26 protein-coding genes are annotated in these 21,542 nt (G+C 69.2%); 3 read left to right on the top strand and 23 right to left on the bottom strand.

Going from position 1 to position 21,542, the window contains the following annotated elements; translation table 11 throughout:
* Positions 1-104: 104 nt before the first annotated feature.
* The gene (locus ACZ53N_RS12365) at positions 105-1,724 is read right to left on the bottom strand and encodes an ABC-F family ATP-binding cassette domain-containing protein (protein WP_469140798.1); all 1,620 of its coding nucleotides are present in this window, start codon (positions 1,722-1,724) and stop codon (positions 105-107) included.
* A gap of 54 nt (positions 1,725-1,778) precedes the next feature.
* Between ACZ53N_RS12365 and ACZ53N_RS12360 the strand changes: the two genes are divergently transcribed.
* Positions 1,779-2,792 (top strand): hypothetical protein, encoded by a 1,014-nt coding sequence (locus tag ACZ53N_RS12360; RefSeq protein ID WP_469140797.1) that lies wholly within the window; start codon positions 1,779-1,781, stop codon positions 2,790-2,792.
* A gap of 210 nt (positions 2,793-3,002) precedes the next feature.
* On the opposite strand, the gene ACZ53N_RS12355 is transcribed toward ACZ53N_RS12360, so the two are convergent.
* Together ACZ53N_RS12355 and ACZ53N_RS12350 are read right to left on the bottom strand one after the other, a co-directional pair.
* Positions 3,003-3,803 (bottom strand): hypothetical protein, encoded by an 801-nt coding sequence (locus tag ACZ53N_RS12355; RefSeq protein WP_469140796.1) that lies wholly within the window; start codon positions 3,801-3,803, stop codon positions 3,003-3,005.
* A gap of 160 nt (positions 3,804-3,963) precedes the next feature.
* Positions 3,964-4,725: a hypothetical protein gene (locus tag ACZ53N_RS12350; RefSeq protein ID WP_469140795.1), complete on the bottom strand. Its 762-nt coding sequence runs from the start codon at positions 4,723-4,725 to the stop codon at positions 3,964-3,966.
* A gap of 214 nt (positions 4,726-4,939) precedes the next feature.
* Here ACZ53N_RS12350 and ACZ53N_RS12345 point away from each other — a divergent pair, with 214 nt between their 5' ends.
* Entirely contained in the window at positions 4,940-7,105 is a 2,166-nt protein-coding gene (locus ACZ53N_RS12345) for a glycosyltransferase family 4 protein (RefSeq protein WP_469140794.1), read from the top strand.
* Positions 7,106-7,256: 151 nt separating this feature from the next.
* Entirely contained in the window at positions 7,257-9,371 is a 2,115-nt protein-coding gene (locus tag ACZ53N_RS12340; RefSeq protein WP_469140793.1) for a glycosyltransferase family 4 protein, read from the top strand.
* An 89-nt stretch (positions 9,372-9,460) separates the two neighbouring features.
* On the opposite strand, the gene truA is transcribed toward ACZ53N_RS12340, so the two are convergent.
* From truA to rplN, 20 genes are all read right to left on the bottom strand, one after another.
* A complete protein-coding gene (gene truA, locus ACZ53N_RS12335) occupies positions 9,461-10,315 on the bottom strand; it encodes a tRNA pseudouridine(38-40) synthase TruA (RefSeq protein WP_469140792.1) in 855 nt (284 codons plus the stop codon).
* A gap of 82 nt (positions 10,316-10,397) precedes the next feature.
* Positions 10,398-10,862: a 50S ribosomal protein L17 gene (gene rplQ, locus ACZ53N_RS12330; protein ID WP_130878998.1), complete on the bottom strand. Its 465-nt coding sequence runs from the start codon at positions 10,860-10,862 to the stop codon at positions 10,398-10,400.
* Between the two features lie 167 nt (positions 10,863-11,029).
* Positions 11,030-12,052 carry a DNA-directed RNA polymerase subunit alpha gene (locus ACZ53N_RS12325; protein WP_004946635.1) on the bottom strand — a complete coding sequence of 341 codons (1,023 nt, stop codon included), beginning with the start codon at positions 12,050-12,052 and terminating at the stop codon, positions 11,030-11,032.
* Positions 12,053-12,195: 143 nt separating this feature from the next.
* On the bottom strand, positions 12,196-12,600 hold the full coding sequence (rpsK, locus tag ACZ53N_RS12320) for a 30S ribosomal protein S11 (protein WP_003948617.1): 405 nt from the start codon (positions 12,598-12,600) through the stop codon (positions 12,196-12,198).
* A gap of 68 nt (positions 12,601-12,668) precedes the next feature.
* Positions 12,669-13,049 carry a 30S ribosomal protein S13 gene (gene rpsM / locus ACZ53N_RS12315; RefSeq protein WP_130878997.1) on the bottom strand — a complete coding sequence of 127 codons (381 nt, stop codon included), beginning with the start codon at positions 13,047-13,049 and terminating at the stop codon, positions 12,669-12,671.
* Between the two features lie 180 nt (positions 13,050-13,229).
* Positions 13,230-13,343 (bottom strand): 50S ribosomal protein L36, encoded by a 114-nt coding sequence (rpmJ, locus tag ACZ53N_RS12310; RefSeq protein WP_003956441.1) that lies wholly within the window; start codon positions 13,341-13,343, stop codon positions 13,230-13,232.
* A 61-nt stretch (positions 13,344-13,404) separates the two neighbouring features.
* The gene (gene infA / locus ACZ53N_RS12305; RefSeq protein WP_003956442.1) at positions 13,405-13,626 is read right to left on the bottom strand and encodes a translation initiation factor IF-1; all 222 of its coding nucleotides are present in this window, start codon (positions 13,624-13,626) and stop codon (positions 13,405-13,407) included.
* 314 nt (positions 13,627-13,940) lie between these two features.
* Positions 13,941-14,777 (bottom strand): type I methionyl aminopeptidase, encoded by an 837-nt coding sequence (map, locus tag ACZ53N_RS12300; protein WP_469140791.1) that lies wholly within the window; start codon positions 14,775-14,777, stop codon positions 13,941-13,943.
* 243 nt (positions 14,778-15,020) lie between these two features.
* Positions 15,021-15,671: an adenylate kinase gene (locus ACZ53N_RS12295; RefSeq protein WP_469140790.1), complete on the bottom strand. Its 651-nt coding sequence runs from the start codon at positions 15,669-15,671 to the stop codon at positions 15,021-15,023.
* Entirely contained in the window at positions 15,671-16,984 is a 1,314-nt protein-coding gene (gene secY, locus ACZ53N_RS12290; RefSeq protein WP_130878994.1) for a preprotein translocase subunit SecY, read from the bottom strand. Before secY ends, ACZ53N_RS12295 begins: the two co-directional genes overlap by 1 nt.
* Before the next feature lie 203 nt (positions 16,985-17,187).
* Positions 17,188-17,643 carry a 50S ribosomal protein L15 gene (gene rplO / locus ACZ53N_RS12285; RefSeq protein WP_130878993.1) on the bottom strand — a complete coding sequence of 152 codons (456 nt, stop codon included), beginning with the start codon at positions 17,641-17,643 and terminating at the stop codon, positions 17,188-17,190.
* Between the two features lies 1 nt (position 17,644).
* Complete coding sequence (gene rpmD / locus ACZ53N_RS12280; protein WP_087927574.1) at positions 17,645-17,827, bottom strand: 50S ribosomal protein L30; 183 nt, start codon at positions 17,825-17,827, stop codon at positions 17,645-17,647.
* The gene (gene rpsE / locus ACZ53N_RS12275) at positions 17,827-18,429 is read right to left on the bottom strand and encodes a 30S ribosomal protein S5 (protein WP_116212431.1); all 603 of its coding nucleotides are present in this window, start codon (positions 18,427-18,429) and stop codon (positions 17,827-17,829) included. Before rpsE ends, rpmD begins: the two co-directional genes overlap by 1 nt.
* Positions 18,430-18,475: 46 nt before the next feature.
* A complete protein-coding gene (gene rplR / locus ACZ53N_RS12270) occupies positions 18,476-18,859 on the bottom strand; it encodes a 50S ribosomal protein L18 (protein ID WP_130878992.1) in 384 nt (127 codons plus the stop codon).
* 3 nt (positions 18,860-18,862) lie between these two features.
* Complete coding sequence (gene rplF / locus ACZ53N_RS12265) at positions 18,863-19,402, bottom strand: 50S ribosomal protein L6 (RefSeq protein ID WP_130878991.1); 540 nt, start codon at positions 19,400-19,402, stop codon at positions 18,863-18,865.
* A gap of 21 nt (positions 19,403-19,423) precedes the next feature.
* A complete protein-coding gene (gene rpsH / locus ACZ53N_RS12260; protein WP_087927570.1) occupies positions 19,424-19,822 on the bottom strand; it encodes a 30S ribosomal protein S8 in 399 nt (132 codons plus the stop codon).
* 229 nt (positions 19,823-20,051) lie between these two features.
* The gene (locus tag ACZ53N_RS12255) at positions 20,052-20,237 is read right to left on the bottom strand and encodes a type Z 30S ribosomal protein S14 (protein ID WP_030368403.1); all 186 of its coding nucleotides are present in this window, start codon (positions 20,235-20,237) and stop codon (positions 20,052-20,054) included.
* Between the two features lie 5 nt (positions 20,238-20,242).
* Positions 20,243-20,803: a 50S ribosomal protein L5 gene (gene rplE / locus ACZ53N_RS12250; RefSeq protein WP_130878990.1), complete on the bottom strand. Its 561-nt coding sequence runs from the start codon at positions 20,801-20,803 to the stop codon at positions 20,243-20,245.
* Positions 20,803-21,126 carry a 50S ribosomal protein L24 gene (gene rplX, locus ACZ53N_RS12245; RefSeq protein ID WP_130878989.1) on the bottom strand — a complete coding sequence of 108 codons (324 nt, stop codon included), beginning with the start codon at positions 21,124-21,126 and terminating at the stop codon, positions 20,803-20,805. The genes rplE and rplX overlap by 1 nt, the downstream gene beginning before the upstream one ends.
* A 3-nt stretch (positions 21,127-21,129) precedes the next feature.
* On the bottom strand, positions 21,130-21,498 hold the full coding sequence (rplN, locus tag ACZ53N_RS12240) for a 50S ribosomal protein L14 (RefSeq protein ID WP_099199421.1): 369 nt from the start codon (positions 21,496-21,498) through the stop codon (positions 21,130-21,132).
* Positions 21,499-21,542 lie beyond the last annotated feature (44 nt).

Raw genomic sequence — 21,542 nt, 5'->3', positions numbered from 1 at the left:
GCTTTTCTTGCCACCTGTGGGGAGAAAAACTGCGTGGGTGGGGCTGGGGGCATGGGGCGGGCGGAAAAAAGCAGCCCGTCCGGCGCTTGAGGACGCAGGCACGGCTAGCGCTTGCGCGCCACGCGCCCCTCGTCCCACACCGGCTCGGAGACCTCGCGCACGACCCCGTCCGCCCCGAAGACCAGGAAGCGGTCGAAGGAGCGGGCGAACCAGCGGTCGTGCGTGACGGAGAGCACGGTGCCGTCGTACGACTCCAGGCCCTCCTGGAGGGCCTCCGCGCTCTCCAGGTCGAGGTTGTCGGTCGGCTCGTCGAGGAGCAGGGCCGTGGTGCCGGACAGTTCCAGCAGCAGGATCTGGAAGCGGGCCTGCTGGCCGCCGGAGAGCCGCTCGAAGAGCTGGTCGCCCTGCTTCTCCAGCTCGTACCGGCGCAGCACGGACATCGCGGCGCCGCGGTCCTTGGCGTGCTCCGTCCACAGGATGTCGACCAGCGTGCGGCCGAGCAGCTCGGGGTGGGCGTGGGTCTGGGCGAAGTGGCCGGCCACGACGCGGGCGCCCAGCTTCCAGGTGCCGGTGTGCTGCACGTGCTCCCCGGCCAGCAGCCGCAGGAAGTGCGACTTGCCGGAGCCGTTGGAACCGAGGACCGCGACCCGCTCGCCGTAGAAGATCTCCAGGTCGAACGGCTTCATGAGGCCGGTCAGCTCCAGCTGCTCGCAGGTCACCGCGCGCACACCGGTGCGGCCGCCGCGCAGCCGCATCCGGATGTCCTGCTCGCGCGGCGGCTCCGGCGGGGGCCCCGCCTCCTCGAACTTCCGCAGCCGGGTCTGCGCGGCGGCGTAGCGGGAGGCCAGCTCATGGCTGATGGAGGCGGCCTGGCGAAGGCTGAGCACCAGCTTCTTCAGCTGCGCGTGCTTCTCGTCCCAGCGCCGACGCAGCTCCTCGAAGCGCGCGAAGCGCTCCTTGCGGGCCTCGTGGTACGTGCCGAATCCTCCGCCGTGCACCCATACGTCCGACCCGGCCGGGCCCGGCTCGACGCTGATGATCTTCTCGGCGGAGCGGGCCAGCAGCTCCCGGTCGTGGCTGACGAAGAGCACGGTCTTCTTCGTCTCGCGGAGCTTCTCCTCCAGCCAGCGCTTGCCGGGCACGTCCAGATAGTTGTCCGGCTCGTCCAGCAGCAGCACCTCGTCGGTGCCGCGCAGCAGCGACTCCAGCACCAGCCGCTTCTGCTCGCCGCCGGAGAGGGTGCGCACCTGGCGCCACTGCGCCTGGTCGTAGGGGACGCCGAGGGCGGCCATGGTGCACATGTCCCAGGTGGTCTCGGCCTCGTAGCCCCGCACCTCGGCCCAGTCGGAGAGGGCCTGGGCGTAGGCCATCTGCGCGGCCTCGTCGTCGCGCGTCATGATCGCGTGCTCGGCCTCGTCGACGGCCGCGGCGGCCTGCCGGATGCTCGGCCCGGCCACGGAGACCAGCAGGTCACGGACGGTCCGCTCGTCCCGCACGGACCCCACGAACTGCGGCATCACACCCAGTCCGCCGGTGACCGACACCGACCCGCCGTGCGGCTGCAGCTCGCCCGCGATCAGCCGCAGCAGCGTCGTCTTGCCCGCGCCGTTCGCCCCGACGAGGGCGACCGCCGCGCCTTCCCCGACCCGGAACGACACATCCCCGAGCAGCACCCTGCCGTCCGGAAGGTAGTACTCCAGATGTCCCGCTTCCACATGTCCCATGCCCGAATTCTCGCCGCTCCCGGGGCGGTGACCAACCGGTTTACGATGCACGCCATGAGCTTTGGGCAGGGAGGGCCGCAAGAGGCCCCCGGGGGATCTCAGCCGCCGACTCCTGGATGGGGTCCGCCGCCGCCGAACTTCACCCCGGAACCGCAAGGGCCACCGGGCGGGCAGCTGCCGCCGGGCGGGCAGATACCGGGCCCGTACGGCGCGCCGCCCCCGCTCGGTGACGCGTCGACGCCGGACTGGGCGGCGCTCGCCGCCACCACGGAGGCCCGCGGGCGGCGCCGCAAGTGGCTGCTGGTCGGCGGTGGCGTGCTGGCCGCCGGCGCGGTGGCCGGGATCGTGGCGACGGCCGTGGCGAGCTCCGGCAAGGGATCGGACAAGAAGCTGCCGTCCGCCGAGAAGCTCCCCAGCGCCGGTGCCTCGCCGGAGCCGTCCTTCTCCCCCGTGGCGCCGCCGCCCCCGCCCAACCCGCGGGAGTTCATCGCCAGCGCCGAGAAGGACAGGGCGCCGCTCACCACGAAGTCCCTCTTCCCGCACTCCAAGCCGTCGCTGAACAAGCGCACGTACAAGAAGGTGGCCACCGACACCACCAGCGACTGCGCCTCCGCCGCCCAGGGCGGGCTGGGCTCCGTGCTCAGCGACAACGGCTGCCGCAAGGTGCTGCGCGCCACCTACGTGCGGGACGGGGTCGCGGTCACCGTCGGCGTCGCCGTCTTCGACACCAAGGAAGCGGCCGACAAGGCGAAGTCGCAGTCCACCGGCAACATCGCCGCACTGCCCGACGACGACGGCCCGAGCTTCTGCAAGGGCACCGCCTGTCGGCTGACGGCCAACGCCGAGGGCCGCTACGCCTACTTCACCGTCGCCGGGTACACCAGCGGCAAGGCCGTCGACTCGGACGACACGAAGGCGCGCACCGCCGGGCGTGACGTGTCGGGCTACACCTTCCGGCGCATCATGGCCCGCGCCAACGCCCAGGCCGCGGCCTCGGTGAAGTCGCCGTCACCCAAGTCGTCCAAGACGGCCAAGGCCGAATCGGGCGACTCGAACAAGAGCGCCTGACGCCGGGCGCCGCGGCCGGCGGATCAGGTGCGGGCGCCGCGGGCCACGTCGTCCGCACCACCGCTGCGCGGCGGTGTCCTCAATCGCCGGACGGGCTGTCATCGGCTGAGCCCAGCCGTCCAGCCGGTCCGGCGGTTGAGGACGCAGCACAGCAGGCCCGTCCGACGTCGAGGACCGCACGCAGCCGGGGATCCGCCGGCCCTCGCGGGTCTATTCGACGCTGTCCCCCGCCTCGCCGCCCTCCGGCGCCACGAGGGTGGAGGGCGAGGGCGGCGCGGTGGGCACCCGCTCCGCGTTCGCCAGCTTCTCCACCTTCCCGACCTGCGCCTCCACCAGTTCCCGGGGGATCTCCACGCCCTCCGGGTCGGACAGGCTCGTCGCGAAGAACAGCGAGAGATTGCTGCCGGTCCGCACGACGGTGACGAGGCTGGGTGCCTTCTCCGCCGCGTTCGCCAGGCGGTAGGCGACCGCCTCGTCGCCCAGTGACGGCGGCGCCAGCGTCTGAACCGCCTTGAAGGTCTGCGCCTCGCCTTCGCCGGTCGTCATCCCGAAGCCGTCCGCGCAGGCCGTGGCAGCCCGGCGCAGCTGCTTGAGCGTGGCGGCGGCGCCGTCCCGGTCGTAGGCCGAGACGCGGATCGTGCCCAGCAGGCCGTCGAAGTGGTGGCCATCGCCCGCCTTGGCGAAGGTGTTGACCACCGAGGCGGCGGGGGCGGGCTGCGGCCTGGAGCCGAGGAGAGCCACCAGCGGCCGGCAGGGCGCGCTGTCCGTTCCGGGCCTGCCGTGCCCGGCCGTCCCTATCGACGCGCGCTCGATCTGGAAGCCGGGGACCTCCCTGGGCCCCAGCTCGGCGTGTTTGAGCTGATCGGCGCTGAGCACCCGCCCGGTGTCCCGCCGGTCCTTGGCCTCTTTGTCGTCGGCGCGGTCGGCCGCGCCGTCGGTGCACCCGGTCGTCAGGGCCAGCGCCGACAGGGCCGCCACCGCGGCCACGGAGGCCGCCACCTTCGCTTTCACATCACCCAGCCTCCCAGCGCCCGCCGGGCCCGCGACGACGCCACGCCCGGTGCTCGATTACCCGCCGCGAGACGGTCTCACGCACGGATGGCGCGGACGGACCGCGAAGCGGTGCGGGGCAGGGGCGCGGCGCGGCCGGACGCGCGGCGCCCCTGCGGGTTCAGTCCGTCGCCTTGGCGGTCTTCTCCACCTTGGCGACCTGCGCCTTCACCAGATTCGGGTCCATCGTGGCCTTGGCCGGGTCCATCATGTTCGCGGCGAAGATCATCGAAACGTTGGCCCCGCTGCGCACCACTGTGTAGAAGCTCGGCGCGCCGGAGGCCTTGTCCACCGCGCGGTAGGCGACTGCCTCGTCGCCCAGCTTCGGCGCGTCGAGGGACTCGACCGCGCTGAACGTCTGCTCGGTGCCCGCACCCGTGGTCATCCGGAAGCCGTCCTTACAGTCCTGGACGGCTTTGCCGAGGTTCGCGAGCGTTCTCTCGGCGCCGTCCCCCTCGTACGAGGACACTTCCAGCATGCCCATTGCGCCCATGGCCCCGGCCTTGGAGTCCTGCACGCCGAAGGTGCTGACGGCCCAGGCGGCGGGCGCCGGATCCGGGGAGGAGCCGAGGAGTGCCGCGAGCGGCTGGCACTCGGCCTGCTTGGCCTTGGGGGCCTTCGCGCTGGTGAACTCCTCCTTCGACATCCTGGTGACGGCGTATCCCTTGGCGTCGGCCGATTCCAGGACGGCCGACGCCACCCGTTCCTTGCCGAGTGCCTTGGCCCCCGAGCCGGGGCCCTTGGTGGTGGCGCGGTCGTCGCCCATGGTCCTGGCGGTCCTGTCGCCGCCGCCCCCGCCGTCGTCCGAACCGCCGCACGCGGTCGTCATTCCCAGCGCGGCCACCGCCGCGATCGCCCCCACCAGACGCACCACAGTCCGCATCACAGTTTCCCCAACCCTTTGCGTTCGCGGCGAAAAGCGCCGTATGTCCCCTATCTGCGCTTGCAGGTCCTTTACCTATACATCTACAGTTCGGTCACTCGTACTAACGGGCGTACTCATCGCGCACCGTACCGAGCGGTAGACCAGTTCCGCAGGGATCGCCAGGGAGAGGGGCCCGCGCGGCGCCCGGGGGGTGGCGCGCTTCCGTACGCTCATGAAGATCGCGTTTCTGATTCACAACGCCTACGGCATCGGCGGCACCATCCGCGCGACCGCCAATCTCGCCGGCGCGCTCGCCGCCCGCCACGACGTCGAGATCGTCTCGGTCTACCGCGGCGCCGACACGCCCCAGCTGCCCGTCAGCGGCAAGGTCAGGCTGACCTCGCTGATCGACATCCGCAAGGACGCGGCGGGCTGCGAGAGCGACAACGAGCTCCAGCAGGAGCCGAGCGCGCTGCTGCCGCACCCCGAGGGCTCGGTCAAGGCGTTCACCCGCCTCGCCGATCTGCGCGTCTCCCAGTACCTGGAAGCCACCGACGCGGATGTCGTGATCGCCACCCGGCCGGGGCTGCTGGTCTACCTCACCGAGTGCGCCACCGACCGGGGCTTCCTGCGCATCGGCCAGGAACACCTGATCCACGGCTCCCACGCGCCGAGCATCCGCGCCGCCCAGGACCGCGCCATTCCGCGGCTCGACGCGCACACCACCGTCTCCGAGGCCGACGCCGTCACCCACCGGGAGCACTTCCCGGACGCCCGCACGCACATCGTCGCGCTGCCCAACGGCGTGCCCGCCGGCGCGGTCGAGCCCTCCGAAAGCGACACCAAGCTGGTCGTCGCCGCCGGGCGGCTCATCCCCGTCAAGCGCTACAGCCTGCTCGTCGAGGCCTTCGCCAAGGTGGCCGCCGAGCGCCCCGACTGGACCCTGCGCATCTACGGCCGCGGCCCCGAGCGCGCCGCACTGCGCGCACAGATCGACGAGCTCGGCCTGAACGAGCACATCCAGCTCATGGGCCCCCACTCCCCCATCGAGACCGAGTGGGCCAAGGGCTCCATCGCCGCCGTCACCTCGGACTACGAATCGTTCGGCATGACGATCGTCGAGGCCATGCACTGCGGCGTCCCCGTCGTCGCCACCGACTGCCCGCACGGCCCCGGCGAGATCATCGACGACGGCACCGACGGCCTCCTCGTCCCCGTCGGCGACGCCGACGGCATCGCCAAGGGCCTCCTCAAACTCATCGAGGACGACGAACTGCGCCGCGCCATGGGCCGCGCCGCCCGCGAGTCCGCCCAGCGGTACGCGCCCGCGCGCATCGCCGAGCGGTTCGAGGAGATCGTCCGTACGCTCCGCCCCGAGCTGCTGCCCCAGGCGTCCGCACCCGCGGCCAAGGCGGCCGAGCCGGCCCCGGCCGCGACCCCGGCGAGCAGCCTGCGCCGCACCGCCGCCCGGCTCGTCCGCCCGCTGCGCCGCAAGCCCGCCCCCGCGGCCCCCGCCCCGGTCGTCGCGCCCACGCCCGCGCCGCTCAAGGCGCTGCGGCCCAAGGCGTCCGCCCGCGCCACCGCGGACGGTGGCCTCGCCGTGCGGCTGCCCCGCGCCGGGGTCACCGGCGAGTGGCTGACCCTCGTCGGCCGGCTGCGCGGCACCGACGGCACCGGGGCCGGTGAGCGCGTCGTGCTTCCGCTCGCCCACCCCGGCTACGGCAAGGGCCCGCTGACGGCCGTCCTCGACCGGGCCGGCACCCGGCTCGCCGAGGGACGCTGGGACTTCCACGTCGAGCGGGCCGACGACGGCAAGCGCGCCCGCGTCGCCGCCGCCCTCGTCGAAACGGCCCGGCTGCTGACCCTGCCGCTGACCGACGACGGCCAGGTCTCCGCCTGGGTCCCGTACACCACCGCCGCGGGCTCCCTGACCCTGCGCACCTGGCTGCGCCCGGCCCACGCCGAACTGGAGCGGATCGCCGTCGGCGAGGACTCCCTCACCGTGACGGCCCTCCTGTACGGCGACGCGGCCGTCCTCGACGCGCAGGCCACCACCCTGGTCGCCGTGTCGCCGGAGGACAGCGCGTACGACGTCGAGGTCCCGGTCACCGCCCTCGACGGCCGGCGGCTGCGCTGCACCCTGCCCTACGAGCGGCTGCTCACCCGGCGCGGCACCGCGCGGGACGTATGGCAGCTGCGGCTGCGCCCCGCCCCGGGCGCCCCGCTCGTGCCCGTCGGACGGCTCGTCGGCGACAGCGTGGACCGCAAGCGCACCGACGTCCACCCGGCCCGCACCCTCACCCACCCCGAGCGCGGCCCGGTCGCCGTTCGACCGTTGTTCGATCCCGAGAACGACCTCACCCTTGACGTACGGGATGTGACGCAAGCCACAATGTAGGCTGCGCAGGCAACCGATACCCCTCCCAACGGTCTTAACCGGCGGATCGGACCGCAGCTACCAAGCGATCCGATCAAGAGGGGACGACTCGGACACCCAGGCCAGGGGGAAGGACGGACGCGACGCCGCGACGCGTCGCGCACACACCGCCATGAAGATCTCTTTCCTTTTGCAGAACGCCTACGGCATCGGCGGCACCATCCGCTCCACGTTCAACGTCGCCGGCGCGCTCGCCGCCCGGCACGACGTGGAGATCGTGTCGATCCACAGAACCGGTGGCACGCCCAAGCTCCCCCTGCACGGCAAGGTCAAGCTCGTCCACCTCGTCGACACCCGGGCCGAGACCGGCGCCGACCGGGACAACCCGCTGCTCCAGCAGGACAGCGCGCACGTCCCGCCCGTCGAGGCCAAGGGCGCCCACTTCAGCGCCCTCACCGACAAGCGCGTCGCCGAGCACCTCGCCCGCACCGACGCCGACGTCGTGATCGCCACCCGGCCCGGCCTGGTGATGTACCTCGCCGAGTTCGGGCAGGACCGCTATCTGCGGATCGGCCAGGAGCACCGGATCTACGGCACCCACGAGCCGAACATCCGCGCCGCCCAGGACCGCGCCATCCCCCACCTCGACGCGCACACCGCCGTCTCCGAGGCCGACGCCACCACCCATCGCGAGCAGTTCCCGGGGATCAGGACCAAGCTGATCGCCCTGCCGAACGGCGTCCCGGCGTCCGAGGTCGAGCCCTCCGACGGCAGCGCCAAGCTGGTCGTCGCCGCGGGCCGCCTCATCCCCGTCAAGCGCTACGACCTGCTGGTCAAGGCCTGGGCCACCGTCGCCGCCGCCCACCCCGACTGGCGCCTGCGCATCTACGGCCGCGGCCCCCAGCAGGCCAAGCTGCGCGAGCAGATCGACACGCTCGGTCTGAACGAGCACATCACGCTCATGGGCGCCCACTCCCCCATCGAGACCGAGTGGGCCAAGGGCGCCATCGCCGCCGTCACCTCCCGCGAGGAGTCCTTCGGCATGACGATCGTCGAGGCGATGAACTGCGGCGTCCCCGTCGTCGCCACCGACTGCCCGCACGGCCCCGGCGAGATCATCAACGACGGCACCGACGGCCTCCTCGTCCCCGTCGGCGACGCCGACGGCATCGCCAAGGGCCTCCTCAAACTCATCGAGGACGACGAACTGCGCCGCGCCATGGGCCGCGCCGCCCGCGTCTCCGCCGAGCGCTACCACCCGGACTCCATCGCCCGGCAGTACGAGGAACTGATCGCGAGCCTGGGCGGCGACACCGCCACCACCCCGTCGGCCGCCACCTCCACGGACGAGACCGAGCCCGCGCCCGTACCGCTGGCGAAGATGCTGCGCCGCACCGCCGGAAAGATCATCCGACCGCTGCGCCGCACAGTGGCCAAGCCCGCCAAGCCCACGGTGAAGGCGGCCCTCAAGGAGATCGTCCGCAAGCCGCTGCGCTGCACCGCCTCCTGCCGCGTCGACGCCGACGGCAACATCCACGTCTCCGTCGACCGCAAGGGCCTGTCCGGCGACAACCTCTCCCTGACGGTCACCCGCCGCAAGGAGGGCAAGCCCGTCAGCGTCCCCCTCCGGCAGCCGACCACCGCCACCGGCCCCTGGACGGCCGTCCTCGACCGCCGCGAACTCCGCCTCGGAGAAGGCCGTTGGGATCTGCACGTCGTCCGGGGCGAGGACGGCGCACGCCGCCGGGTCGTCTCCCACCTCGCCGAAGGACGCGGCCTGGTGGAGCTGGAGCCGCTGCCCGGCACCCCGTTCACCTGGTGGATCCCCTACCCGACCGTCGACGGCTACCTCGCGCTGCGCGCCTGGCACCGCACCCGGCACGCGGAGGCCCGCTCGGTGCGCCAGAGCGGCGCAGCGCTGATGGTCGAAGGAACCCTGCACGGCGTCGAGTTCACCTCGGAGAGCAACCCGGTCGTCGTCGGCACCCCGCGCGTCGAGGGCGCCGAGCCGGTGACGGCGGAGGTGATCGTCGTGGACAAGGCGGCCTTCACCGTCGCCGTGCCCTACGAGCGGCTGCGCGCCGCCCGCGCGGTCGGCGAGAACACCGTCTGGGACCTGGCCCTGCGGCTGACCCCGGACGGCGAACCCATCAAGATCGCCCGGCTCGTCGGCGACATCGTCGACCGCAACAAGACCGACCTCTACCCGACGGTGGACGGCGTCCGCCCGTACTTCACGGTCAACAGCGACCTGGCGGTCAACTGCCCGGCGCCGGACGGGTCCTGACGCCGCCTCAGCGACATCGGCCGGACGGGCGCAGCAATTGAGCCCGTCCGGCGATTGAGGACCGGGGCCCGGGGCGGAGCCCCGAATCCCTAGCAGCAACCCCCACCAGGCAGCGTCCGCTTATTGCGCGCTTCCCGGTTACGCGCGGCAAGCGCGGAGTCGGCCGGATACCCGACCTCCTCCAGCGTCAACCCGTGCGGCCGCACCACATGCACCGCCGAATCCCGCACCCGCGCGGCCAGCACCTTGCCGGGCCACTCCACCGGCCGGTGCCCGTCGCCGACGAACAGCAGCGCGCCCACCAGCGAACGCACCATGTTGTGGCAGAAGGCGTCCGCGCGCACGGTCGCGGTGACGACACCGGACGCGTCACGCTCCCAACTCAGCTGCTGGAGCGTGCGGATGGTCGTCGCCCCCTCGCGCTTCCTGCAGTACGCGGCGAAGTCGTGCTCACCGAGCAGCGCCTGCGACGCGGCGTTCATCGCCTCGACGTCCAACGGCCAGTCGTGCCACAGGACATGACCGCGCAACAGCGGATCGACGCCACCGATGTGGTCGACCACCCGGTAGGCGTACCGCCGCCAGACCGCCGAGAACCGAGCGTTGAAACCGGCCGGTGCCTCCGCGACCTTCCACACCCGCACATCGTGCGGCAGTCGGCCGGCGAGCCGGCGCAGCAGCTTCTCCTCGTGCTCGGCCCACACCTCGACCGGCAGATCGACGTGCGCGACCTGGCCGCGCGCGTGCACGCCCGAGTCCGTGCGGCCGGCGACCGTCAGCTCATAGGTGCGGTCGGACCGGGTCACCGTCCGGAGCGCGTTCTCGATCTCGCCCTGCACCGTGCGCTGTCCCGCACGCTGCTTGGCCCAGCCGGAGAAGTCCTTGCCGTCGTACGACAGGTCCAGCCGCACCCGGACGAAACCGGGCTCCGCCTCGTCACTCACCAGAGTTCCTCTCAGAAATGCGGGACGGGCCCGCCCCCTGGCAAGAGGGAGCGGACCCGTCCGTACACACGCATCAAATGCGTCAGGCGTCCTTGGACTCCTCGGCCGGAGCCTCGGCAGCAGCCTCGGACTCCTTGACCGCACGCTTGGTGGCGGCCTCGGCCTCGGCGACGGTCGCCTTCTTGGCGATCTCGCCCTCGACGAGCTCGATCACGGCCATCGGGGCGTTGTCGCCACGACGGTTGCCGATCTTCGTGATACGGGTGTAACCACCCGGACGCTCGGCGAAGCGCGGGGCGATCTCGGTGAAGAGCACGTGGACGATGCTCTTGTCCGTGATCGTCTGCAGCACCTGGCGACGGTTGTGGATGTCGCCCTTCTTCGCCTTGGTGATCAGACGCTCGGCGACCGGACGAAGGCGACGGGCCTTGGCCTCGGTGGTGGTGATGCGGCCGTGCTCGAAGAGCGACTTGGCGAGGTTCGCCAGGAGCAGCTTCTCGTGCGCGGCGCTGCCGCCCAGACGGGCACCCTTTGCGGGACGCGGCATGGTGTTTCTCCTTGTTCTCTGCACCGGCCGTATCAGGTACCGATGTCAGGTCCGGTGGACGGTTGCCCACCAGAAGTCTTGGTGCGCCGGGGCAGGCGTACCTGCCCCGGCCGAATCAAGCCCGTCCGGCGATTGAGGACAAAGCCTCAGCCCGGACGGCGCGGGACTCAGTACTGCTCGGTCTCCACGAACCCGGCATCCGCGTCGTCGTCGGCGCCAAAGGCGTCGGCCGCAGCAGTCGGGTCGAATCCGGGCGGGCTGTCCTTGAGGGCCAGGCCCATGCCGGCCAGCTTCGCCTTGACCTCGTCGATCGACTTCGCACCGAAGTTGCGGATGTCGAGCAGGTCGGCCTCGGAGCGGGCGACGAGCTCACCCACGGAGTGGATGCCCTCGCGCTTGAGGCAGTTGTACGAGCGGACCGTGAGCTCGAGCTCCTCGATCGGCAGCGCCAGGTCGGCGGCAAGGGCGGCGTCCGTGGGGGACGGGCCCATGTCGATGCCCTCGGCGTCGATGTTGAGCTCGCGGGCCAGACCGAACAGCTCGACCAGGGTCTTACCGGCGGACGCCATGGCGTCACGCGGGCGCATGGCCTGCTTGGTCTCGACGTCGACGATCAGCTTGTCGAAGTCGGTGCGCTGCTCGACACGGGTCGCCTCGACCTTGTAGGTGACCTTGAGAACCGGCGAGTAGATGGAGTCGACCGGGATACGGCCGATCTCCTGGCCCACCTGCTTGTTCTGGACGGCGGAGACGTAGCCGCGACCGCGCTCGACGGTCAGCTCCATCTCCAGCTTGCCCTTGGCGTTCAGGGTCGCCAGGACCAGGTCGGGGTTGTGCACCTCGACGCCGGCCGGGGGGGCGATGTCAGCAGCGGTGACCAGGCCGGGGCCCTGCTTGCGCAGGTACATCACGACCGGCTCGTCGTGCTCCGAGGAGACGACCAGCTGCTTGATGTTGAGGATGAGGTCGGTGACGTCTTCCTTGACGCCCGGCACGGTGGTGAACTCGTGCAGGACACCGTCGATGCGGATGGACGTGACCGCCGCACCCGGGATCGAGGAGAGGAGCGTACGACGCAGGGAGTTGCCGAGGGTGTAGCCGAAGCCCGGCTCCAGCGGCTCGATCACGAACCGGGAGCGGAACTCGTCGACGACCTCTTCGGTCAGCGAGGGGCGCTGAGCGATCAGCATGAGATGTTGCCTTCCAGTCTTAGGCACCCACTATTTGATGCCTAGGTCCAAGGGTACGGGCGGCACGGCTCGAAGGAGCCGTACCGCCCGTGTGCCGTGTCAAGCGGCGCGAAGATGATCAGCGGGCCTCGCGGCCCGTTGGATCAGACGCGGCGACGCTTGGGCGGACGGCAGCCGTTGTGCGGGGTCGGGGTGACGTCCTGGATGGAGCCAACCTCGAGGCCGGTCGCCTGCAGCGAACGGATGGCGGTCTCACGACCGGAACCCGGACCCTTGACGAAGACGTCGACCTTGCGCATGCCGTGCTCCTGCGCGCGACGGGCAGCCGACTCGGCGGCCATCTGCGCGGCGAACGGAGTGGACTTGCGCGAGCCCTTGAAGCCGACGTGGCCGGCGGAGGCCCAGGAGATCACGTTGCCCGTGGGGTCCGTGATCGAGACGATCGTGTTGTTGAACGTGCTCTTGATGTGGGCGTGCCCGTGAGCGACGTTCTTCTTTTCCTTGCGGCGCACCTTCTTGGCTGCACCCTGACGGCCCTTAGGAGGCATGTCTTACTCCTGTGGAGTGGAGGTGATCGGTCCTACAGCGAAGACCGCTGATGAGCGTCCGCTGAGGACTACTTCTTGCCCGGCTTCTTCTTGCCGGCGATCGCGCGACGCGGGCCCTTGCGGGTACGAGCGTTCGTGCTGGTGCGCTGACCGTGGACGGGCAGGCCACGACGGTGGCGCAGACCCTGGTAGCAGCCGATCTCAACCTTGCGGCGGATGTCGGCCTGGATCTCGCGACGGAGGTCACCCTCGGTCTTGAGGTTCGCGTCCACGTACTCGCGGAGCTTGACCAGGTCCTCTTCGGCCAGGTCACGAACGCGGGTGTTGGGGTTGACGCCGGTCGCTTCCAGCGCCTTCTGCGACTGGGTGCGCCCGATGCCGAAGACGTAGGTGAGGGCGACCTCAACGCGCTTGTCGCGCGGAAGGTCAACGCCGGAAAGGCGTGCCATTGATTGGCTCCTGTGTGTCGGAGGTCTTCCGCAGCACCGTTCCCGTAAGAATTACGAGCCGGGTCCCCGGCCTCCGCCGGGGGTGTCGTCCCCTCGCGTGATCACGCGGGGGTCGGGTGTCTGCGTATGTACAAAAATTCGCTTGCGTCGCGCGAAGTACTGCGAGGTGCAGGTACTGCGTCAGCCCTGGCGCTGCTTGTGGCGCAGGTTGTCGCAGATGACCATGACCCGGCCGTGACGGCGGATCACCTTGCACTTGTCGCAGATCTTCTTGACGCTCGGCTTGACCTTCATGGGATGTGAGGTTCTCCGGGTCAGTGCCGTCACCCCACCCGAAGGGGGGCGTCGACAAGATCTACTTGTAGCGGTAGACGATCCGGCCACGCGTCAGGTCGTAGGGAGACAGCTCCACCACAACCCGGTCATCCGGGAGGATGCGGATGTAGTGCATCCGCATCTTGCCGCTGATGTGCGCGAGGACCTTGTGACCGTTCTGGAGCTCTACCTTGAACATCGCGTTCGGCAGAGACTCGATCACGGTGCCCTCGATCTCGATGGCACCTTGCTTCTTGGCCACGCTTCGCCTTTCGAATCGGCTACCTTGATCGACTCTCCTGAGCCCATACCTATACGGACGCAGGCATGGGGATACACGAGAGCCGACGCATCAGTCTACGTCAGGGCAACCGGAAAAGACTAATCCAGGTCCATTGCCCCGCCGCAAAGATCCTTAAGCTGGCTCAGGCGTCGCTCACCAGAGCGAGTACGCCCCCGCGGGACCGGCTTCACGCCGGCGGGACCGCTCCCCTGATGCCGCTCTCGCGGGATCGGCGCCGGGGGCGCCTCACAAGCTTCGAGCGGCCGCACCGGACTCCGTCCGGTGGGCCCGGCTCAGGCCAGCGGGTCGGGTGCCGCCACGACGCCGTACTCCGCGAGCTTCGCCTTGCCGCCGTCGACCGCCGTGAGGACCAGCGGGCCCTCCTCGGTGAGCGCGACCGAGTGCTCCCAGTGCGAGGACCAGGTGCCGTCGTTCGTCAGGACCGTCCAGTCGTCCTCGAGGACGTGCGTACGGGCCGTACCGAGGCTGACCATGGGCTCGATGGCGATGCAGAAGCCGGGGACCAGCTTCGGGCCCTTGCCGCGCTTGCGGGAGACGTAGTTCAGCAGGTGCGGGTCCATGTGCATCTCGCTGCCGATGCCGTGCCCGCCGTAGTCCTCGATGATCCCGTACTTCCCCGAGGCCGGGCGGGGCTGGCGGCGGATGTAGCCCTCGATGGCCCGGGAGATGTCCACCAGGCGGTTGCCGTTCTTCACGGCGGCGATGCCGGCCCACATGGACTCCTCGGTCACCCGGGAGAGCTCCAGCAGCTCCGGGGCGTGTCCGGTGCCCACGAAGGCCGTGAAGGCGGCGTCGCCGTGCCAGCCGTCGATGATGGCGCCGGCGTCGATGGAGATGATGTCGCCGTCCTTGAGGACGGTCCTGGAGTCCGGGATGCCGTGCACGACGACCTCGTTCACCGAGGTGCAGATCGTGGCGGGGAAGCCGCCGTAGCCCAGGAAGTTCGACTTCGCACCGTGCTCGGCGATCACCTTGCGGGCCACCTCGTCCAGGTCCTTGGTCGTGGCGCCGGGTACGGCGGCCTCCCGGGTGGCGGCGTGGATGGCGGCGACGACCAGCCCCGCCTCGCGCATCTTCGCGATCTGGTCCGGGGTCTTGATCTCGACCATGACGGCTGGCGCCTTTCTGAACGACGGATGGAACCTCGGCGGCCGCTGCCGCCACGCACCGCTGACGGTGGGCGCGGGGCCATCGTCAGGCTCCGCCCCGAGGGCGTGAGCGCGTCGGAGGAGGTCCGGCGGACCCGGGGCGTCCTCGGCCCTGCGCGGGGCGTGACCGCCCCATACACCATACGGCCGCGATGCCCGGGCGGGCATCGCGGCCGTAGGAGACTGCTGGTGTGACCGGCGGGGTCAGGCGCGGTCCAGCGCGGCCATGGCCCGCTGGGTGACCTCGGCGACCTTGCCGAGCGCCGAGATCGTCACCACGAGGCCCTGGGCCTTGTAGTAGTCGATGATCGGCTCGGTCTCGCTGTGGTAGACCTCAAGGCGCTTGCGGACGGTCTCTTCGCTGTCGTCCTCGCGCTGGTACAGCTCGCCGCCGCAGGCGTCGCAGACACCCTCGGTCTTCGGCGGGTTGTAGATCGCGTGGAAGACGTGGCTGCTCTCGTTGCGGCAGATCCGGCGACCGGCGATCCGCTTGACGACCTCGTCCTCCGGGACCTCCAGGTCCAGGACGGCGTCGAGCTTCAGTCCGTCGGCCTTCAGGATCCCGTCCAGCGCCTCGGCCTGGGCCAGGTTGCGCGGGAAGCCGTCCAGCAGGAAGCCGCCGGCGGCGTCGGCCTGGTCCATGCGGTCCTTGGCCATGCCGATGGTGACCTCGTCCGGCACGAGCTGGCCGGCGCGCATGTACTCCTGGGCCTTCTGCCCGAGGGGTGTGCCCTGGCTGATGTTCGCCCGGAAGAGGTCGCCCGTCGAGATGTGCGGGATCGCGAGGTTCTTGGCAAGGTACGCGGCCTGCGTTCCCTTGCCGGCGCCGGGCGGCCCGACGAGGACGATTCGCATCAGCGGAGGAACCCTTCGTAATTGCGCTGCTGAAGCTGGCTCTCGATCTGCTTCACAGTCTCCAGGCCAACACCGACGATGATCAGGATGCTGGTTCCACCGAACGGGAAGTTCTGGTCCGCGTTAAGTGTGACCAGAGCCACGGTCGGCACGAGGGCGATCAGGCCCAGGTAGAGAGAGCCGGGCCACGTGATGCGATTCAGCACGTAGCTCAGGTACTCCGCGGTGGGACGTCCCGCCCGGATACCCGGGATGAAGCCACCATACTTCTTCATATTGTCGGCAACTTCTTCGGGGTTGAAGGAGATGGCGACATAGAAGAACGCGAAGAAGACGATCAGCAGGAAGTACGTGGCCATGTAGATCGGGTGGTCACCCTTGACCAGGTTGGCCTGGACCCAGTTCGCCCAGCCCGCCTTGGAGTTGGTGAACTGCACCAGCAGGGCCGGGATGTAGAGCAGCGACGAGGCGAAGATGACCGGAATCACGCCCGCCTGGTTGACCTTGAGCGGAATGTAGGTGGACGTGCCGCCGTAGGAACGGCGGCCGATCATGCGCTTGGCGTACTGCACGGGGATCCTGCGCTGAGCCTGCTCGACGAAGACGACGAGGCCGACCATCGCCAGACCACACAGGATGACCAGGCCGAACTCCAGCCAGCCGCCCATCAGGTTGCCCTGCATCTTGATCGCCCAGAGGGCGCCCGGGAAGCCGGCGGCGATGGACGTGAACATCAGGATCGACATGCCGTTGCCGATGCCGCGGTCGGTGATGAGCTCACCGAGCCACATGATCAGCGCGGTGCCCGCGGTCATGGTGATGACCATGACGGCCGTGGCGAAGATCGACTTGTCCGGGACGATCTGGTTGCCGACGGTGCAGTTGCCGAAGAGCGCGCCATTGCTGGCGGTGGCCACCAGGCCGGTGCCCTGCAGGATCGCGAGGGCGACGGTCAGATAACGCGTGTACTGCGTGATCTTGGCCTGGCCGGTCTGGCCCTCCTTCTTGAGGGCTTCCAGACGCGGAATGACGACGGTGAGCAACTGCAGGATGATGCTCGCCGTGATGTACGGCATGATCCCGAGCGCGAAGATCGTGATTTGCAGCAGCGCGCCACCGCTGAACATGTTCACGAGGCCGAAGAGGCCCTGACCGCTCTTGGCCTGGTCCATGCACGTCTGAACGTTCTGGTAGTCGACGCCGGGAACGGGTACGTGCGCCCCGAGCCGGAAGAGCACCATGATGCCCAGCGTGAACAGCAGCTTCTTGCGCAGGTCGGGCGTCTTGAACGCCCGGGCGAACGCGGTGAGCACGGTGCCTCCTGCGCCCCTCACGCAGCCGCGCGAGAGGTGACGGTCTTGAGGATCGACGAATACATATCAGTCAAAATCCGCACGGACTCATGCCGCGCGGACTGTAACAGTTGCACGCCACCTTACCGGCGACCGTGCCCCCCTTGGAACGACCAACCGGGGATGCCCCTTTTGGGACATCCCCGGTTGTCAGATCAACGAGCTCAGACGAGCTCGGTGACGGTGCCGCCAGCGGCGACAATCTTCTCCTGGGCGGAGCCGGAGACGGCGTCAACCGTCACCTGCAGCGCCACGGAGATCTCGCCGGTGCCGAGCACCTTGACGAGCTGGTTCTTACGAACCGCGCCCTTCGCGACCAGATCGGCCACCGTGACCTCGCCACCCTGCGGGTAGAGCGCGGCCAGCTTGTCCAGGTTCACGACCTGGAACTCGACGCGGAACGGGTTCTTGAAGCCCTTGAGCTTCGGCAGACGCATGTGGAGGGGCATCTGCCCGCCCTCGAAGCGCTGCGGAACCTGGTAACGGGCCTTGGTGCCCTTGGTACCACGACCTGCGGTCTTACCCTTGGACGCCTCACCACGACCCACACGGGTCTTGGCGGTCTTGGCGCCCGGGGCGGGCCGGAGGTTGTGGACCTTCAGCGGGTTCTGCTCCGCCATGTCAGTCGACCTCCTCAACCGTCACGAGGTGGCGGACGGTCTGCACCATGCCGCGGATCTCGGGACGGTCCTCCTTGACAACCACGTCGTTCAGGCGCTTGAGCCCGAGCGAACGCAGCGTGTCGCGGTGGTTCTGCTTGCTACCGATGTAGGACTTAACCTGCGTGACCTTGAGGCGAGCCATTACGCACCCGCCCCGGCACGCGCCCGCAGCAGTGCGGCGGGGGCGACGTCTTCCAGCGGCAGGCCACGACGGGCCGCGATCTCCTCGGGGCGCTGAAGGCCCTGAAGCGCGGTCACCGTGGCGTGCACGATGTTGATCGGGTTCGAAGAACCGAGCGACTTCGACAGGATGTCGTGGACGCCGGCGCACTCGAGCACCGCACGCACCGGGCCACCGGCGATAACACCGGTACCGGGGGAAGCAGGCTTGAGCAGGACGACGCCCGCGGCCTTCTCGCCCTGGATGGGGTGCGGGATGGTGCCCTGGATGCGCGGGACCTTGAAGAAGTTCTTCTTGGCCTCTTCCACGCCCTTGGCGATGGCCGCGGGAACTTCCTTGGCCTTGCCGTATCCGACACCTACGGTGCCGTCACCGTCGCCCACCACGACCAGCGCGGTGAAGCTGAAGCGGCGACCACCCTTGACAACCTTGGCGACGCGGTTGATCGCGACAACGCGCTCAACGTACGCGGTCTTCTCGGCGGCAGCGCCACCGTCGCGACCCTTCCGGTCCCGCCGCTCGCCGCCACCGGCACCGCTTCCGCGGCGCTGGGGTCCAGCCATTGGATTTACCTCTCTCTGTTACGTCCGCTAGCTCCGGAACCGGGGCTTAGAACTTCAGCCCGGCTTCGCGGGCGGCGTCCGCCAGAGCGGCAATGCGCCCGGCGTACTGGTTGCCACCGCGGTCGAACACGACGGCCTCGACGCCGGCGGCCTTCGCACGCTCGGCGACAAGCGCGCCGACCTGCTTGGCCAGGGCGCTCTTGTCACCCTCGCCGCCACGGATGGACGAGTCCAGGGTCGACGCCGACGCGAGCGTGTGGCCCGCGATGTCGTCGATGACCTGGGCCACCATGTGGCGGTTCGAGCGCGTCACCACGAGGCGGGGACGCTCAGGCGTGCCGGAAATCCGCTTACGAACGCGGATGTGGCGACGCTTAATGGCGGCACGCTTGTAGGCGTCGCCCTTAGCGATCTTCACACCGTATGCCATGGCTTACTTACCAGCCTTTCCGACCTTGCGGCGGATGACCTCACCCGCATACTTCACGCCCTTGGCCTTGTAAGGGTCAGGCTTGCGAAGCTTGCGGATGTTGGCGGCGACCTCGCCGACCTTCTGCTTGTCGATGCCCTCGACGCTGAGCTTGGTCGGGGACTCCACCTTGAAGGTGATGCCCTCGGGGGCCTCGATCAGGATCGGGTGGCTGTAGCCCAGGGCGAACTCCAGGTTGGAGCCCTTCGCCTGGACGCGGTAACCGACACCGCTGATCTCAAGAGCCTTGCTGTAGCCCTGGGTCACGCCGGTGATCATGTTCGCCACCAGCGTGCGGGACAGGCCGTGCAGGGCCTTGTTCTGACGCTCGTCGTTCGGACGAGTGACGACAAGAGTGCCGTCCTCGGCCTTAGCGATCTCGATGGGCGCGGACACGGCGTGCGCGAGGGAACCCTTGGGGCCCTTCACATGCACCGTACGGCCATCGATGGTGACGTCCACACCAGCGGGAACCTGGATGGGCAGCCGTCCAATACGCGACATTGGCTTTTCCTCCGTTCCCGATTACCAGACGTAGGCGAGGACTTCCCCACCCACGCCCTTCTTGCTGGCCTGCTGGCCGGTCAGGAGACCGTGGGACGTGGAGATGATCGCCACGCCCAGGCCGCCGAGGACCTTCGGCAGGTTGGTGGACTTTGCGTAGACCCGCAGGCCCGGCTTCGAGATGCGCTTGATGCCGGCGATCGAGCGCTCGCGGTTCGGGCCGAACTTCAGCTCGAGGGTCAGGGACTTGCCGACCTCGGCGTCCTCGACCTTCCAGCCGGTGATGTAGCCCTCCTGCTGGAGGATCTCCGCGATGTGCGACTTGATCTTGCTGTGCGGCATCGACACGGAGTCGTGGTATGCCGAGTTAGCGTTTCGCAGACGCGTCAGCATGTCTGCGATCGGATCGGTCATGGTCATGTTTGGCCTTCGGCCTCTCTCGCCGTGGTTTCCTATCTGCGCCATCCCTCTCCCCGAGCAGAGTCGGGACGGGTGCGGCGCGGGGACCTACGGCGTAGTAAGACGGTCATGGGCGGCGGGCGCCCAACCCTTCTACTGTACGCGAGCGAAAACGCAACGCGACAAGATCAGGTCGGGCGACCGCCATCCAGGATGCTTACCGAGAGCCCTGGACACCCCAAGTGGGGTGTTACCAGGAGCTCTTGGTCACGCCCGGCAGCTCGCCACGGTGAGCCATCTCACGAAGGCACACGCGGCAGAGGCCGAACTTGCGGTAAACGGAGTGCGGGCGGCCGCAGCGCTGGCAGCGGGTGTACGCGCGCACACCGAACTTCGGCTTGCGGGCAGCCTTGGCAATAAGAGACTTCTTCGCCATCTCGCTTACGCCTCCTTGAAGGGGAAGCCGAGGTGACGAAGGAGGGCACGGCCCTCGTCGTCGTTGGTCGCCGTGGTGACCACGGTGATGTCCATACCCCGGACGCGGTCGATCTTGTCCTGGTCGATCTCGTGGAACATGACCTGCTCCGTGAGACCGAAGGTGTAGTTGCCCCGACCGTCGAACTGCTTCGGGGACAGACCACGGAAGTCGCGGATGCGCGGCAGCGCGAGCGACAGCGTACGGTCCAGGAACTCCCACATGCGGTCACCGCGGAGGGTGACGTGGCAGCCGATCGGCTGCCCCTCGCGCAGCTTGAACTGCGCGATCGACTTGCGGGCCTTGGTCACGGCCGGCTTCTGGCCCGTGATCGTGGTGAGGTCGCGAATCGCGCCGTCGATCAGCTTGGAGTCGCGGGCGGCGTCGCCCACACCCATGTTGACCACGATCTTGGTCAGGCCGGGGACCTGCATGACGTTCTCGTACGAGAACTCCTCACGGAGCTTCGCGGAGATCTCGTCGCGGTAGCGCTGCTTGAGACGCGGTGCGTTGGTGGTGGCAGTCATCAGATGTCCTCACCGGTGCGCTTGGCAACGCGGATCTTGTTGCCCTCGTCGTCGAAGCGGTAACCGACACGAGTGACGACCTTCTTGCCGTCCTTCTCCACGACGAGCTGAACGTTGCTCACGTGGATGGGGGCTTCGGTCGTCACGATGCCGCCGGTCTGCGAACCACGAGCGGTCTGGCCGGCCTTGGTGTGCTTCTTGACCCGGTTGACACCCTCGACGAGGACGCGGTTCTCGCGGGGCATGGCCACGATGACCTTGCCCTGCTTGCCCTTGTCCTTACCGGTGATGACCTGAACCAGGTCGCCCTTCTTGATCTTCATCGGTTACAGCACCTCCGGCGCGAGCGAGACGATCTTCATGAACTTCTTCTCGCGCAGCTCTCGGCCCACCGGGCCGAAGATACGGGTGCCGCGGGGGTCACCGTCGTTCTTGAGAACGACAGCGGCGTTCTCGTCGAAACGGATGTACGAGCCGTCGGGACGGCGGCGCTCCTTGACGGTGCGAACGATGACGGCCTTGACGACGTCACCCTTCTTCACGTTGCCACCGGGGATCGCATCCTTGACGGTGGCGACGATGACGTCACCGATGCCCGCGTAGCGGCGACCCGAGCCACCGAGAACACGGATGCAAAGGATCTCCTTGGCACCAGTGTTGTCGGCGACGCGAAGTCGCGACTCCTGCTGGATCACGTCTATCTCCTGATCGTCTGCCGGTTCCCGGCGGGGGCTTCAGT

The sequence above is a fragment of the Streptomyces sp. NPDC033229 genome (genome assembly GCF_055576875.1).
Note: the sequence above shows the minus strand (reverse complement) of the source record. Positions and strands in the feature narration are given on the sequence as shown.